Consider the following 12,624-nt stretch of genomic DNA (forward strand, 5'->3'; position numbering starts at 1 on the left):
GCGCCCTGCGACAAGGCCAGCTTCCATTCATCGAGGAAGGGGAACTATGGAGCGGGCGGAGATGGATTACGACGTGTATGTCGGCGTGGATGTCGGGAAGACCAAGCATTACGCGGTGGCGCTCGACGGAGCAACGGGCAAGCGGTTGTTTTCCCGACCCTTCGGCCAGGATGAGGCGAGCATTCGCGAGCTGCTGGAGGATGCGAGCGGCTACGGCAAAGCGCTCGTGACCGTCGACCAATTCGGCAACATCGGACGATTGGTGGTGGCGGTCGGCAAGGATATGGGATTGGACGTTGCCCATATCACCCCCAAGGACTTTAAAGACATCTCTACGACCTACAAGGAAGGAAAATCGGACGCCAAGGACGCCTTCATCATCGCCGACGTGTCCCTCAGCACCCCGAGGCTGATCCGGCCGGTCGGCACGCGCGACGGTGTGATCGCAGAGATCAAAGTCCTCAACTCGCGGCGGGCGGATATCGTCAAAGAGCGCACGCGCTACTACAACCGCCTGCACGACCTCCTGCTTCAAGCGTCCCCGCCCCTCGAGCAGCTTTTCGAGGGCGAGAAGCTCCATTCAGGCCTGGCCGTGAAGATGTTCGAACGCTACGGCGGCCCGCGCGGGCTCAAGCGCGCCGGCAAGGCCCGCGTGTCAAAGTGGGCAGGAAGCGTCAAGTGCCAGAAGAACCGTGGCCCGGCGATGGCGGAAGAGGTATTCGAGGCGCTTGGCACCATGACGGTTGAACTCCCGGCGACCGAGGTCATCGAGATTCAGATCAAGAAGCTGGCCAGGCGCATCCTCGAGCTCGACCAGGAGGAATCCGAGCTGGACGCCGCCATCGAGGAGCGCGCAGATGCGGTGCCCGAGACGGCGATCCTGAAGAGCATTCCCGGCATCGGTCGCGTCCACGGGGCGACGATCGCCGCCGAGATCGGCGACATCAGCCGCTTCCCAGACGCGAACCACCTGGCTTCCTACGGGGGCATCGCGCCCGTGAAGGAAGAGTCGGGAACGAGCGTCAAGAAGAACAAGCGGAGAAAGAGCGGGAACCGGAGGCTCAAGAACGCGCTCATCCAGTCGGCGCAGATGGCGATTCGATTCGATCCCAGATGCAAGGCCTATTACAACAGAAAGCGCGCCGAGGGCTTGAAGCGCAAACAGGCGCTCCGAGCCCTGGCGCGACGGCGCGTAGACCTCATCTACGCGCTCCTGGCGAACGGCACCTTCTACGAGCCGTCGCATCGCGCAGCAGCCTAGTCCTTTTCCGAAAGCAGGTCCTTTGCGCTCCTCGTATTATAGAGCATGGGGGGTAGATTTTGCACACCCTGATCCCAGTCGGGGCAACAAGAAAGCCTTTCTTTTCCTCGAGGATCGAGCGGAAATGTCGCCTATAATATCGATCTGGACGGGCTGTGCATGGCTCGTCCGCTGGTCGTCGCTGGAACCGGACACCGGCGTTGCAATATTGCTCTCCGAGAGCCTAGCAAATCATGCCACCGGTTCCAGCGGCCCCCGTCCATCGCCGATAAGATTGATGCCGACAGGCTCCGTAGAATACTGCTCGAGGACAGGCGCCACGCGACAAGGCCAGCTGCTCCGTCTAGGGAGATAAATCAAAGAGTAAGGAAAGCTTCTGACAACGGAGGCTTGGTTGGTTGTGCGCCAAACAGGCTGGCAGCCGTCTCTTGACCGCAGTTTTCAAGGAATCCACGCCCCGTGATTTGCTTTTATTTCGTTATAGATTGATACTGGTGCGCGAAAACGAACGGCGATCGAGCGAGGACGACAGCAGCATGACGGCACAAGAGCTACCGAACGGATTCACCGGGTTCGCGAACCGCAAGCCGGGCTTCGAGCCGGCCAGCGCCAGCGTGGGGCACACGCCGGTGGGAGGCTACACCACAGGCGGCGGCGCGTCGCTCGCGGGCGTCCCAGCTGGCTACGAGCGGGGCGCGCAGGGGGCGTTCCAGTATGCACGCGACCATGCGCGGCCCGACACGGGCGCGGCGAGCTTCGACCCCGACAAGCTGCGCCTCATCCCCGACACCGACCGTCGCTGGGCCTGGACGGAGATCGATTTGAACGCTTTGCGCCACAACGTGGCGTCTCTCAAGCGCCACGTGGGACCCGGCGTGCGCGTCATGGCCGTGGTGAAGGCCGACGGCTACGGGCACGGTGCGGTGCGCTGCGCGAAGACGGCGCTGAACTCCGGCGCCGAGTATCTGGGCGTGGCCACGGTCAACGAGGCCATCGAGCTGCGCGAGGCACTGGTGAATGCGCCCATTCTCGTGCTCTCTCAGCCCCCTGACGAGGCCATTCCCCTGCTGCTGGCCTACAAGGTCATGCCGAGCGTCTACACGCCCGACTTCGCCATCCGCTACGCCGAGGCGGCCGACGCCTTCGGCATCCGCGCGCCGTACCACCTGGCCGTGAACACGGGCATGAACCGCATCGGCGTGCGGCACGACCAGGTGGTGGAGTTCCTGTCGCAGGTGAGCTTCCACCGCGCGCTCGACCTGGTGGGCACGTTCACCCACTTCGCCACGGCCGATGCGCCCGAGACGCTGGACTTTCACATACAGACGAAGCGCTTCCTCGAGGCTATCCAGGGCATGCGCGTGGCCGGCGTCGACCCCGGCATCATCCATGCCGCCAACTCGGCTGCGGCCATCCGCTATCCCGACGTGCACTTCGATATGGTGCGCCCCGGCATCGCGTTGTACGGCCTGCACCCGTGCCCGGAAACGCGCACGATGATCGACCTCAAGCCCGTCATGAGCGTGCACGCGCGCGTGACCGATGCGCGGCTCGTTCCCATGAGCGAGGGCGTGAGCTACGGCATGAACTACCGCAGCCCCGGCAGCGTGAAGATATGCACCGTGCCCGTGGGCTACGCCGACGGCCTGCGCCGGGGGCTCTCGGGCCGCACGGACTTCATCGTGTCCGGCCAGCGGTTCCGCCAGGTGGGCAACATCTGCATGGACCAATGCATGTTCGAGGTGGACATGCGCATCTACGGCACGCGCCGCCGCGTGGACCCGCAGATCGGCGACGAGGTGGTGCTGGTAGGACGCCAGGGAGACTCGGTGATCACGCTCGACGACATGGCGAACACGCTGGGCACGATCCACTACGAGCTGTCCATCGGGTTCGCGCAGCGCATGCCCAGAGTGTACGTGTAGGCTCTCGCAAAGAGCAGGGAGAAGGGGGATTCGCATGCCCAAGCCGCATATTCCGCTGGAGGACATCCGCGCACAGGTGGAGGCCTGCCGCAAATGCCCGCTGGCCGACGGCCGCACGCAGACGGTGTTCGGGGTGGGGAACCCCTCGGCGCGCGTGCTGATCGTGGGCGAGGCGCCGGGCAAGAACGAGGACTTGCAGGGCGAGCCCTTCGTGGGCAAGGCTGGCCAATATCTGAACGAGCTCTTGGCTATCGCGGGGCTGGCGCGCGAGGACGTGTTCATCGCGAACGTGCTGAAGTGCCGGCCACCCGGGAACCGCGACCCGCGCCCGGAGGAGATCGAGCTCTGCACCCCGTACCTGCGCGAGCAGACGCGCACCATCGACCCCGAGTTCATCGTCACGCTGGGCAACTTCTCCACGAAGTTCATCCTGAAGACGGAGATCGGCATCACGCGCCTGCACGGCACGCTGCAGCGCGCGGGCAAGTTCAAGGTGTTCCCCATCTTCCACCCCGCCGCCGCCATCTACGACGGCTCGAAGCGCGAGGCCCTGGAGAACGACTTCGCCACGCTCGGCGAGCTGCTGCGCGCGAGCGACGCGGAGAAGGCGGCGGCGCCTGCCGAGCAGGTCGACAGCTCCGCGACTCCTGCGCAGCCCGCCTCTGTTGCCGCCGAGCCGCCGGCGGACGAGACCTCCGCCGTCTCGCAGCCCGCGGTGGAGCAGCCGCATCTGCTCTAGGGAACACCGATATCTGCGTCACCTGCCCTGCGCTTCCGTACCCCGCTAACGAAAGTTTTCTTTCGTTAGCGGGCATTGTGGCAGCGTGGCGTGACAAGGGGGTGTGACAAAGGGACTGTGACAAAGGGACGGGGATAATGTCACGCTCTGCGACTGGCAACGACGCCGAAACTCTTGCAGGAGCGTGACATTATCCCCGTCCCTTTGTCACGCCGAAACTCGTGCGGGAGCGCGACATCAACCCCGTCCCCCTGCCACGCCCTACAGCCATTTCTTCCTCTTGAAGATCACGAGCTCCACCACGATGATGACGATGCATATCACGATGATGGCCTGATAGCCCCATTGCCAGTCCAGGCCGGGCATGTTCGCGAAGTTCATGCCGAACCAGCTGGTGATGAGCGTGAGCGGAGCGAACAGCGTGGTGATGACGGTGAACCACTGCATGGTGTCGTTCTGCTGGATGTCGATCTGCGTCTGGTAGAGCTCGCGCAGCTGCAGGCTGTACTCCTTGAGCGTCTGAGAACGCTTGAGCAGGCGCTCCACCGTTTTCTCGAGCGAGTGGAACAGGCGGGCCTCCCCGTTGGTGAGCAGCTTGTTCTCGTTGTCGCCGATGGTGCCCGTCATGTCCACGAGCTGCTGGTAGAACGTGTCGATGCGCAGAAGCCGCCGCCGGAAGCCCAGCATCTTGCGGTTAGCCACGTTGCCGCAGCGGTCGATGATCTGCTCCTCCACGTCCTCCATGCGGTCCTCCACGTCTGCGAGGTACGCCAGGTCGTCCTTCACGAGCAGCTTCATGAACTCGAACAGGCAGTGCGCCGGCGTGGGCTCTTTCAGCACGCCGATGCGCTCGATGTCGTCGAGCAGGCGCGTGCACACCTGCCCCTCGTCGATGAAGATGAGGTTCGTCTTGTTCAGGTAGAAGGCGAACTTGAGCGTCTCGCCCATGAGGTTCTTCTTGTCGGGCACGGCGAACGACCCGATGAGGCTGTCGGGGAACACGTCGAGGTAGGTGCTCTCGGCCTCGGTGAGCGTGCGCAGTGCCGAGAGCGTGTCTGCGCCGGCCACGCCGAGCTTGGCGAACTCCTGGGTGGTGATGACCTCCACCACCGACGCCCCCGGCTCGATGGGCTGGTCGAGCGGCACGGCTTTCAGCTGCTTGGTCAACACGTATTTCTGCGCCATGGCTCTTTCCTCCTCGATGGGCGCCGATGCGGACGGCTGCGCCGCGCTGCTCGGCGGAAGGCCGCGGCCGATTTCGCCGCCACTCGCCTCGTCGAGGGATGGGCGGGGCTGCGCATACCGGCTGCGCCCTCCATCGATTATAGGTTCCCTGCCACCTCGGCGATTTTCTCTCCGCTGACCGCTCGGTAACCTGTTAGAAACATGGGGACGGCGGGCATGTTGCTATAATGGCGGCCATACTTCTATGGGGAGCGGCACCGCGCATCGTCCGGTGCTGCTTCTCTCTATGAGACGAGAGAGGGCGAAGCCGTGTATCCCATCGAACGAGTAGAACCGCTCAATGCGGAAGTCACCCGCATGGTCGTGCGCGCGCCCGAGATAGCGCGCAAGATCAGGCCGGGCCAGTTCATCATGCTGCGCATCGACGAGCGCGGCGAGCGCATCCCGCTCACCATGAACGAATGCGACCCGGTCGCGGGCACCGTCACCATCGTGTTCCAAGCGGTGGGCGCCACCACGATGCGCCTCGCGCAGCTGAAGGCGGGCGACGCGCTCTTGGACTTCGCCGGCCCGCTGGGCAACCCCACCGAGCTGGAGGGCGCGCGCCGCGCGTGCGTCATCGGCGGCGGCCTGGGCACGGCCATCGCGTACCCGCAGGCCAAGTGGCTGCACGAGCACGGGTGCGAGGTGGACGTGATCACCGGCTTCCGCAACAAAGACCTCATCCTGCTGGAGGACGAGATAAACGCGTGCTCCGCGCGGCAGATCATCATGACCGATGACGGCTCCAACGGCAACAAGGGCCTGGTGACTCAGGCGCTGCAGCAGCGCATCGACGAGGGAGCGGACTACGACCTGGTGCTGGCCGTGGGACCCGTCATCATGATGAAGTTCGTGGCCGCCACCACGAGGCCCTACGGCATCAAGACGCTCGTGAGCATGAACCCGCTCATGATCGACGGCACGGGCATGTGCGGCGGCTGCCGCGTGAAGGTGGGCGACGAGTACCTGCATGCCTGCGTGGACGGGCCGGACTTCGACGGCCACCTGGTGGACTACGACGACGCCATGCGCCGCGGCGTGATGTACCGCAGCTTCGAGGGCGCAGCGCGCGAGGCGGCCGAGGGCCGCGACTGCAACGGCGGAACCGACGGCGAGCGGAAGGGGGCGTAGCATGGCGACCAGCTACGAGGTGAACCGGCAGAAGGAGAAAACGCCCGTTTCCGAGCTCGATCCGGCCGAGCGCGCGAAGACGTTCGACGAGGTGGCGCTGGGCTATACCGAGGAAGAGGCGGTGGCCGAGGCGCGCCGCTGCATCCAGTGCCCGAACACCCCCTGCGTGGGCGGCTGCCCGGTGGGCGTGCCCATCCCGCGGTTCGTCGAGCAGGTGGCCGAGGGCAACTTCGCCCGGGCGTACGCCATCGTGAAGAGCGCGAACTCGCTGCCGGCCATCTGCGGGCGCGTGTGCCCGCAGGAGACGCAGTGCGAGGGCGTGTGCACGCGCGGCAGGAACGGCGAGCCGGTGGCCATCGGCCGCCTGGAGCGCTTCACATCCGACTGGGCGTTCGCGCATCCCGAGGAGGCGGCCGCGGCCATGGACGGGCTGCGCGAGGAGTGCGCTGCGGGCGACGAGCTCGCCTGCAGCATCTGGCGCGGCGCGGAAGGCGCGGTGTCGCAGGACCTGGCCGGCAAGCGCGTGGCGGTCATCGGCTCGGGTCCGGCGTCGCTGACCTGCGCGGGCGAGCTGGTGAAGCGCGGATGCGACATCACGGTGTTCGAGGCGCTGCACAAGGTGGGCGGCGTGCTCACCTACGGCATACCCGAGTTCCGCCTGCCGAAGGACCTCGTGCAGCGCGAGGTGTCGAAGCTGGGCGACAAAGGCGTTTCGTTCGAGGTGAACGCCCTGGTGGGCAAGCTCTACGACATCGACGAGCTCATGGAGGACCGCGGCTTCGACGCCGTGTTCGTGGGCACGGGCGCGGGGCTTCCCAGCTACCTGGGCATCGAGGGCGAGGGCCTCAACGGCGTGTCGGTGGCGAGCGAGCTTCTGACCCGCGTGAACCTTATGAAGGCGTACCAGTTCCCCGAATACGAGACGCCGGTGTACGCGGGCAAGAAGTGCGTGGTGGTGGGCGGCGGCAACGTGGCCATGGACGCGGCGCGCACGGCGAGGCGCCTGGGCGCCGACGTGACCGTGGTATACCGCCGCGGACGCGAGGAGATGCCGGCGCGCGCCGAGGAAGTGCACCATGCCGAGCAGGAGGGCATCAAGTTCCAGCTGCTGACGAACCCGGTGCGCATTCTGGGCGACGAGAGCGGCTGGGTGTCGGGCGTCGAGTGCGTGCGCATGGAGCTGGGCGAGCCCGACGCGAGCGGACGCCGCCGCCCCGCGCCGATCGAGGGCAGCGAGTTCGTCATCGACATCGACATGCTGGTGGTGGCGGCAGGGTCGAAGACCAACCCGCTGATCGCGAAGACCACCCCGGGGCTCGAGGTGACGCCGCGCAGCCTGATCGTGGCCGACGAGCGCACGGGCGCCACGTCGAAGCCGGGCGTGTTCGCCGGCGGCGACGCGGTGATCGGCGCGGCGACCGTCATCCTGGCCATGGGTGCCGGCAAGCGCGCCGCGGCGGGCATCGGGGAGTATCTGACGCAAGAGTAACGCGTTTATCCATCGTTTTCTGGAACGAGTGTTTCACGTGAAACACTCGTTCGTTTTATTGAGGAGGCCTTCCATGTCGTTCGACCCGATCGCCTACATCAACGAGCCGCGCTGGCTAGAGTCGCGGCTCGGGCTCGATCGCATTCGCGAGCTGCTCGATCGGCTGGGCCGGCCGCAGGACCGCCTCAAGTTCGTGCACGTGGCCGGCACGAACGGCAAGGGGTCGACCTGCGCCTACCTCGCCTCCATCCTGCAGGCCGCGGGCTTGCGCACGGGGCTGTTCACCAGCCCGTACCTCATCGCGTTCGAGGAGCGCATCCGCGTGGACGGGGCGAACATCTCGGCCGACGACCTCGCCGAGGCGACGCTGCTCGTGAAGGAGCAGGCCGAGGCCATGGCGGACCATCCCACCGAGTTCGAGCTCATGTGCGCTGTGGCGCTCGTGCATTTCGCGCGGAGCGGCTGCGACATCGTGGTGCTCGAGGTGGGCCTCGGGGGGAGGCTCGATTCCACGAACGTCATCGACGCGCCCGAGGTGGCCGTCGTCGCGCGCATCGGGCTCGACCATACGAAGCTGCTCGGCACCACGCTGGCGGCCATCGCGGCCGAGAAGGCCGGTATCGTGAAGCCGGGTTCGGCCGTGGTGTCCTGGCCGCAGGAGCCCGCGGCAATGGCCGTGATCGGGGCGGCGGCTGCGGCCGCGGGGGATTCGCTGGTCGTGCCCGACTTGGCGCGCTTGGATGCCGGTCCGGTGGACTGGGCGGGTCTCGGAGCGCCCATGCGCCCGTTCTCCTACGGGCGCTTCGCTGACCTGCGCACGCGGCTGCTCGGCAGCTACCAGCCGGCGAACGCGGCGCTCGCCATCGAGGCGGTCGAAGCGCTGCGTGCCCGGGGCTGGGTCGTCGCCGACGATGCAGTTCGCCGCGGTATCGTCGAAACCGCGTGGCCCGGGCGCTTCGAGATCGTGCGCGCGGCGGCGGGCGAGCCCACGATTGTGGTGGACGGCGGCCATAACCCGCAGGGAGCCCGCGCGCTCGCCGATTCGCTGGCAGACGTATTTCCCGGCCGCAAGCCCGTGTTCGTCGTCGGCGTGCTGGAGGACAAGGACTACCCGGCCATGCTGGAGACGGTGCTGCCGCTCGGCGCGGCGTTCGTGTGCGTGGCGCCCGACAATCCCCGCGCGCTTCCTGCCGACAAGCTGGCCCGTGCCATCCGCTGGACGGGCCAGGACCTCTTGGGATGCTCGGCATGCACGCGCCCCTACGTTGCGCGCGACATGCCCGACGCGCTCGCCCGTGCCCGCGAGCTGGCCGGCCCGGACGGCCTCGTGTGCGCCTTCGGCAGCCTTTACTCGGTAGGGTCGGTGAAGGCGGCGCTCGGGACGCCGGCTTGAAGGCTCTACCGCAGGGTCGTCCCGCGTAGCAAGGGCTTCGCTCTGACGTCGATCGGGACCGTCCCCTAGGTCGCGGCAAGGGCGGATCCCTTGCCGCGCGTTCAACCCGCGAGAACCGGTGGGGCGGAGCTTTCGCTACAGCTTCTTCGAGGGCGCATCCTGCGGCGCCGGCGTGCTAGGATGGAGACGCTACAGGGAATCGACGTATGCCACGAGGTCGCCCACCGTGTTCAGGCCCTCGGGTTCTCCGAAGTCCACCTCGCAGGCCTCCTCGAGGTCGCAGATGAGCTCCACCATGTCGAGCGAGTCGATGCCGAGGGAATCGAAGGTGGACTCCGCGGTCACGGTGGACGGGTCGATGTCGAGATTCTCCTGCAGGATGTTCGTGATGGTGTCGATGGTGGCCATGGGCCTTCCTTTCTATGGGAAAACGTCGGCACTCATGGTAGCAGACGCGGGGGGCGTGCGCAGCCCCGCGCACGGAAAGGGCGGCGCTCGGAGCTCGGGCTCCGCGGTAAGGAGACGGCGATGTGCGGACGGTTCGTCATGATCCCGCGCGACGTGGTGGAGCGCATCGTGCGCGAAGTGGAGCAGGGCTTGCCGCCTGACGTGCCCGACTACGAGCTGGCCGGCCTGGACGCGTTCCCCGGCGCGTGCGTGCCCGTGGTGGTGCCGGGGGAAGGCGCGGGCGGGTCGGGGCGCCTGGCGGTGGCGGAGCTCGATTAGGGGTATCCGGTGAGCTGGGCGAAGCGGCCCGTGTTCAACACGCGCGTGGACACGGCCACCGGCCCGCGCGGCCAGATGTGGCGCGAGTCGCTTGAGCAGCGCCGCTGCGCCGTGCCCACGCTGGGCTTCTACGAGCCCCACCGAACCGAGCGCGCCGTGAGCCCCAAGACGGGCCGCGAGGTGAAGGTGCAGTGCGCGTTCGGCCTGCCGGAGAACCCGGTCACGTTCTTGGGCGGCATCTACGAGGACGGCCATTTCTCGATCATGACCTGTGAGCCCAACCGCTGGGTGCGCGACGTGCACGACCGCATGCCCCTCGTTCTGCGCCCGTCCGAGCTGGGCGATTGGCTGGGCCCGCGCTATGCCGACTTGTTCGACCGCCGCGACGTGGAGCTGGCCTGCCGCGTGGCGTGACCGGACGAGGCGCGTCCCCTACGCCAGGTCGCCGCGCGCGGCGAACACGGCGGCGATCACGTCCTCGAACAGGTCGACGTTCGAGGTGGTGTACGGTATGTTCGACATGACGCTCACCAGGTAGCGGCGTCCGTCCTTCGCCACGATGCCCGCGTCGCACAAGGCGTTGTACTCGCCGTTCTCGAACGATTCCATGGACCAGCCCGGCTTGCTCTGTACCTGAACGCCCTCGTCCTTCAGAGCTTCGCGCAGGTAGGATGTCTCGTCCCTCTCGAGCAGCCCCGCGAGCCACTGGGCCGTCTCGGTGCCGGAGGCCAGGTACTCGCTCGCGTTCGGCCACAGCCGCACGCCGTCGCGCACCGTATAGTGCGGGAACCACGTGTCGTAGGCCAATGCCGGGTCGACGCCCAGGCCCTCCAGGTACGCTGCCAGCGCGTCGTCGCTGTAGTCGTAGCGCAGGGCGCCGTAGGTGTCGTTGCTGGAGAACAGGATGGCGCTCTCTATCATGCTGCCTATGAGTTCGGAGCCCTGCGAGGAGAACACGCCCGACTCGCTCATGAAGCCGCTCGTGACGAAGTCGTCGCGGGTGGCGAGGCCCGTCTCTAACTGGCTTTGGCAGAAGTAGACGCAGTACGGCCCCTTGAACGAGCTGGCCCCGTAGAACACGGCGTCCACGTTGCTCGCGATGCCGCGGCCGGTGCCCAGGTCCACAAGCGCGAACCCGAAGGAGCGGTCGTTTTCCGCGAAGGGGGCGAAAGCCTGGTCGATCGCCGCTTTCGACGCGTCGGACAGCACGGGCTGCACGGCCACGGCGCTGCCCTCCGCCGGGGCGGGGGCGAACGCTTGCGGCTCCGTACCCGTCGGAAGATCCAGCTCGGCCAACCCCGTCTCGACGGCGGGCAGCGCCGCAAGGCGCTCCTCGGGTGTGGGAGGGCTCTCGGCCTCGGCCTCGGCGGCGGGCTCCTCTTCCGTCGGGGTAGCAGAGCAGGTGCTGAACAGGTTTGATATCCCGAAAAAGAGCAATGCGCACGCGGCTACGACGCCTGCGACGAGCACGATCCTCCGCAGCGGGTTCTGGTCGGGCCCGCCGCCGGCGTAGAGCGTGGGGGCGGGGCGCGCGGAGGAGCGGGTCGCCGGGCGCTTGGACGGGCGGGCGGCGACCTGTCCGGCGGGATGGGCGTCGGGCCGCGGTGCGGTGCGGTTCGCGGGGCGCTTTGAAGCCGGGGAGGTACGCTCGGCCGGTCGGGACGCTGGGCGTTCGGTCACGTGCGCGGAAGGCCGGGCCGAGGGGCGCTGCGGGCGGTTCGACCGGGTCTGCGGCCGATCCGCATCCCCGTTCTCGGGCGCCAATGCCTCGCCGCACGTGCGCGTCTGCGCGTCCTCCGGGGTCGACGACCTCCGGTTTCCCGCATTTTCCGCGGCCGGGCCGATCTGCTCGGCCGTCTGGCCGGGGGTGCTCTCCAGGTAGTCCCGGGCGGAGAGCACGACCCGCCCCGCCCGGGCAGGGCGGGGAGAACGGGAGGACCGAGCGTCATCGTGCTTGTTGGGACCGGTCACCGTTCTCCCCTTCGGATGCTAGGCTTCTTCGCGCTGCTTGAGCAGGCCGTAGCCGCCGTCGTCGCGGCGGTAGAGCACGTTTACCATGTTGGTGTCGCGGTCGGTGTAGGCGAAGAAGTCGTGGCCCAGTAGGTCGATCTTCACGAGCGCCTCCTCCTCGGTCAGCGGCTCGAACTCGATCTCCTTCACGCGCACAACCTCTTCGTCGGCTGCGAGCTCCTCCATGAGCTGGTCGAGGTCCTTGGTCGGCACGGGCTCGGTGCGGATGGTCTCGTCCACGGCGCGCAGTTTGCGGTCGATGACCTTCGTCTTGTACTTGCGCAGCTGGCGGACCACCTTGGCGGCGGCCACGTCGATGGCTGCGTACATGTCCTCTTCGCATTCCTCCACGCGGATGATATGGCCCTTCGTGCGCAGGGTGACCTCGCAGCAGGCAGGACGGGGATTCGCGGGATTCTTCTCCACGTACAGAACAACCTCGGCAACGAGAGGGTCGATGTCCATGACCTTCATCGAGTTGCCGATCTTCTCCTCGGCGTATTGACGCAGTGCATCGGTTACGGGCATTTTGCGTCCGGCTACGGTAATGCTCATAGCACTCACCTCTTACCTCGTGGCGAATAAAAAAAGCTTGGCCGGAAGCCCTGGCCGAGGTCGTGCGGGGCGGATACCGATATGCCGCTCATGCAAGACCCAAGTCGACTCCTCACGCCAAACTGATAGGTACAGCATAGCGCAAAACGCCCGACTGCGGCAGGGTAT

Annotated in this window: 12 protein-coding genes; 8 read left to right on the plus strand and 4 right to left on the minus strand. The window is 66.8% G+C overall.

Features of this window, described 5'->3' with window-relative positions; translation table 11 throughout:
- Positions 1-61: 61 nt before the first annotated feature.
- From BN3560_RS09140 to BN3560_RS09150, 3 genes are all read left to right on the plus strand, one after another.
- Entirely contained in the window at positions 62-1,261 is a 1,200-nt protein-coding gene (locus BN3560_RS09140; RefSeq protein WP_157780566.1) for an IS110 family RNA-guided transposase, read from the plus strand.
- A gap of 536 nt (positions 1,262-1,797) precedes the next feature.
- Positions 1,798-3,186, plus strand: a complete 1,389-nt coding sequence (gene alr, locus BN3560_RS09145) for an alanine racemase (RefSeq protein ID WP_096227810.1) — start codon at positions 1,798-1,800, stop codon at positions 3,184-3,186.
- 34 nt (positions 3,187-3,220) lie between these two features.
- The gene (locus BN3560_RS09150; protein WP_096227811.1) at positions 3,221-3,925 is read left to right on the plus strand and encodes a uracil-DNA glycosylase; all 705 of its coding nucleotides are present in this window, start codon (positions 3,221-3,223) and stop codon (positions 3,923-3,925) included.
- A gap of 261 nt (positions 3,926-4,186) precedes the next feature.
- Here BN3560_RS09150 and BN3560_RS09155 read toward each other — a convergent pair whose 3' ends face one another.
- Entirely contained in the window at positions 4,187-5,110 is a 924-nt protein-coding gene (locus BN3560_RS09155) for a magnesium transporter CorA family protein (RefSeq protein WP_087189935.1), read from the minus strand.
- 309 nt (positions 5,111-5,419) lie between these two features.
- Between BN3560_RS09155 and BN3560_RS09160 the strand changes: the two genes are divergently transcribed.
- The 3 genes from BN3560_RS09160 (at position 5,420) to BN3560_RS09170 (ending at position 9,165) form a co-directional block, all read left to right on the plus strand.
- Positions 5,420-6,283 carry a sulfide/dihydroorotate dehydrogenase-like FAD/NAD-binding protein gene (locus BN3560_RS09160; protein ID WP_096227812.1) on the plus strand — a complete coding sequence of 288 codons (864 nt, stop codon included), beginning with the start codon at positions 5,420-5,422 and terminating at the stop codon, positions 6,281-6,283.
- Between the two features lies 1 nt (position 6,284).
- On the plus strand, positions 6,285-7,772 hold the full coding sequence (gene gltA / locus BN3560_RS09165) for an NADPH-dependent glutamate synthase (RefSeq protein WP_096227813.1): 1,488 nt from the start codon (positions 6,285-6,287) through the stop codon (positions 7,770-7,772).
- 73 nt (positions 7,773-7,845) lie between these two features.
- Positions 7,846-9,165: a bifunctional folylpolyglutamate synthase/dihydrofolate synthase gene (locus tag BN3560_RS09170; RefSeq protein WP_096227814.1), complete on the plus strand. Its 1,320-nt coding sequence runs from the start codon at positions 7,846-7,848 to the stop codon at positions 9,163-9,165.
- A gap of 189 nt (positions 9,166-9,354) precedes the next feature.
- Here the strand turns inward: BN3560_RS09170 and BN3560_RS09175 are convergent, their stop codons facing one another.
- Positions 9,355-9,573: an acyl carrier protein gene (locus BN3560_RS09175; RefSeq protein WP_087189931.1), complete on the minus strand. Its 219-nt coding sequence runs from the start codon at positions 9,571-9,573 to the stop codon at positions 9,355-9,357.
- Positions 9,574-9,693: 120 nt separating this feature from the next.
- Here BN3560_RS09175 and BN3560_RS09180 point away from each other — a divergent pair, with 120 nt between their 5' ends.
- Positions 9,694-9,891, plus strand: a complete 198-nt coding sequence (locus tag BN3560_RS09180; protein WP_096227815.1) for an SOS response-associated peptidase family protein — start codon at positions 9,694-9,696, stop codon at positions 9,889-9,891.
- 9 nt (positions 9,892-9,900) lie between these two features.
- Positions 9,901-10,305 (plus strand): SOS response-associated peptidase family protein, encoded by a 405-nt coding sequence (locus tag BN3560_RS09185; protein ID WP_096227816.1) that lies wholly within the window; start codon positions 9,901-9,903, stop codon positions 10,303-10,305.
- An 18-nt stretch (positions 10,306-10,323) separates the two neighbouring features.
- Here the strand turns inward: BN3560_RS09185 and BN3560_RS09190 are convergent, their stop codons facing one another.
- Both BN3560_RS09190 and hpf read right to left on the minus strand, forming a co-directional pair.
- Positions 10,324-11,862 carry a serine hydrolase gene (locus BN3560_RS09190; RefSeq protein WP_123649835.1) on the minus strand — a complete coding sequence of 513 codons (1,539 nt, stop codon included), beginning with the start codon at positions 11,860-11,862 and terminating at the stop codon, positions 10,324-10,326.
- Between the two features lie 18 nt (positions 11,863-11,880).
- The gene (gene hpf / locus BN3560_RS09195) at positions 11,881-12,456 is read right to left on the minus strand and encodes a ribosome hibernation-promoting factor, HPF/YfiA family (RefSeq protein WP_087189928.1); all 576 of its coding nucleotides are present in this window, start codon (positions 12,454-12,456) and stop codon (positions 11,881-11,883) included.
- Positions 12,457-12,624: the final 168 nt, after the last annotated feature.

It is taken from the genome of Gordonibacter urolithinfaciens (assembly GCF_900199375.1).
In the GTDB taxonomy this organism is placed as follows: domain Bacteria; phylum Actinomycetota; class Coriobacteriia; order Coriobacteriales; family Eggerthellaceae; genus Gordonibacter; species Gordonibacter urolithinfaciens.

Coding starts and splice junctions, on each gene's coding strand:
- BN3560_RS09140 (WP_157780566.1), top strand. CDS start 62: ATGGATTACGACGTGTATGTCGGCGTGGATGTCGGGAAGACCAAGCAT.
- alr (WP_096227810.1), top strand. CDS start 1,798: ATGACGGCACAAGAGCTACCGAACGGATTCACCGGGTTCGCGAACCGC.
- BN3560_RS09150 (WP_096227811.1), top strand. CDS start 3,221: ATGCCCAAGCCGCATATTCCGCTGGAGGACATCCGCGCACAGGTGGAG.
- BN3560_RS09155 (WP_087189935.1), bottom strand. CDS start 5,110: ATGGCGCAGAAATACGTGTTGACCAAGCAGCTGAAAGCCGTGCCGCTC.
- gltA (WP_096227813.1), top strand. CDS start 6,285: ATGGCGACCAGCTACGAGGTGAACCGGCAGAAGGAGAAAACGCCCGTT.
- BN3560_RS09170 (WP_096227814.1), top strand. CDS start 7,846: ATGTCGTTCGACCCGATCGCCTACATCAACGAGCCGCGCTGGCTAGAG.
- BN3560_RS09175 (WP_087189931.1), bottom strand. CDS start 9,573: ATGGCCACCATCGACACCATCACGAACATCCTGCAGGAGAATCTCGAC.
- BN3560_RS09180 (WP_096227815.1), top strand. CDS start 9,694: ATGTGCGGACGGTTCGTCATGATCCCGCGCGACGTGGTGGAGCGCATC.
- hpf (WP_087189928.1), bottom strand. CDS start 12,456: ATGAGCATTACCGTAGCCGGACGCAAAATGCCCGTAACCGATGCACTG.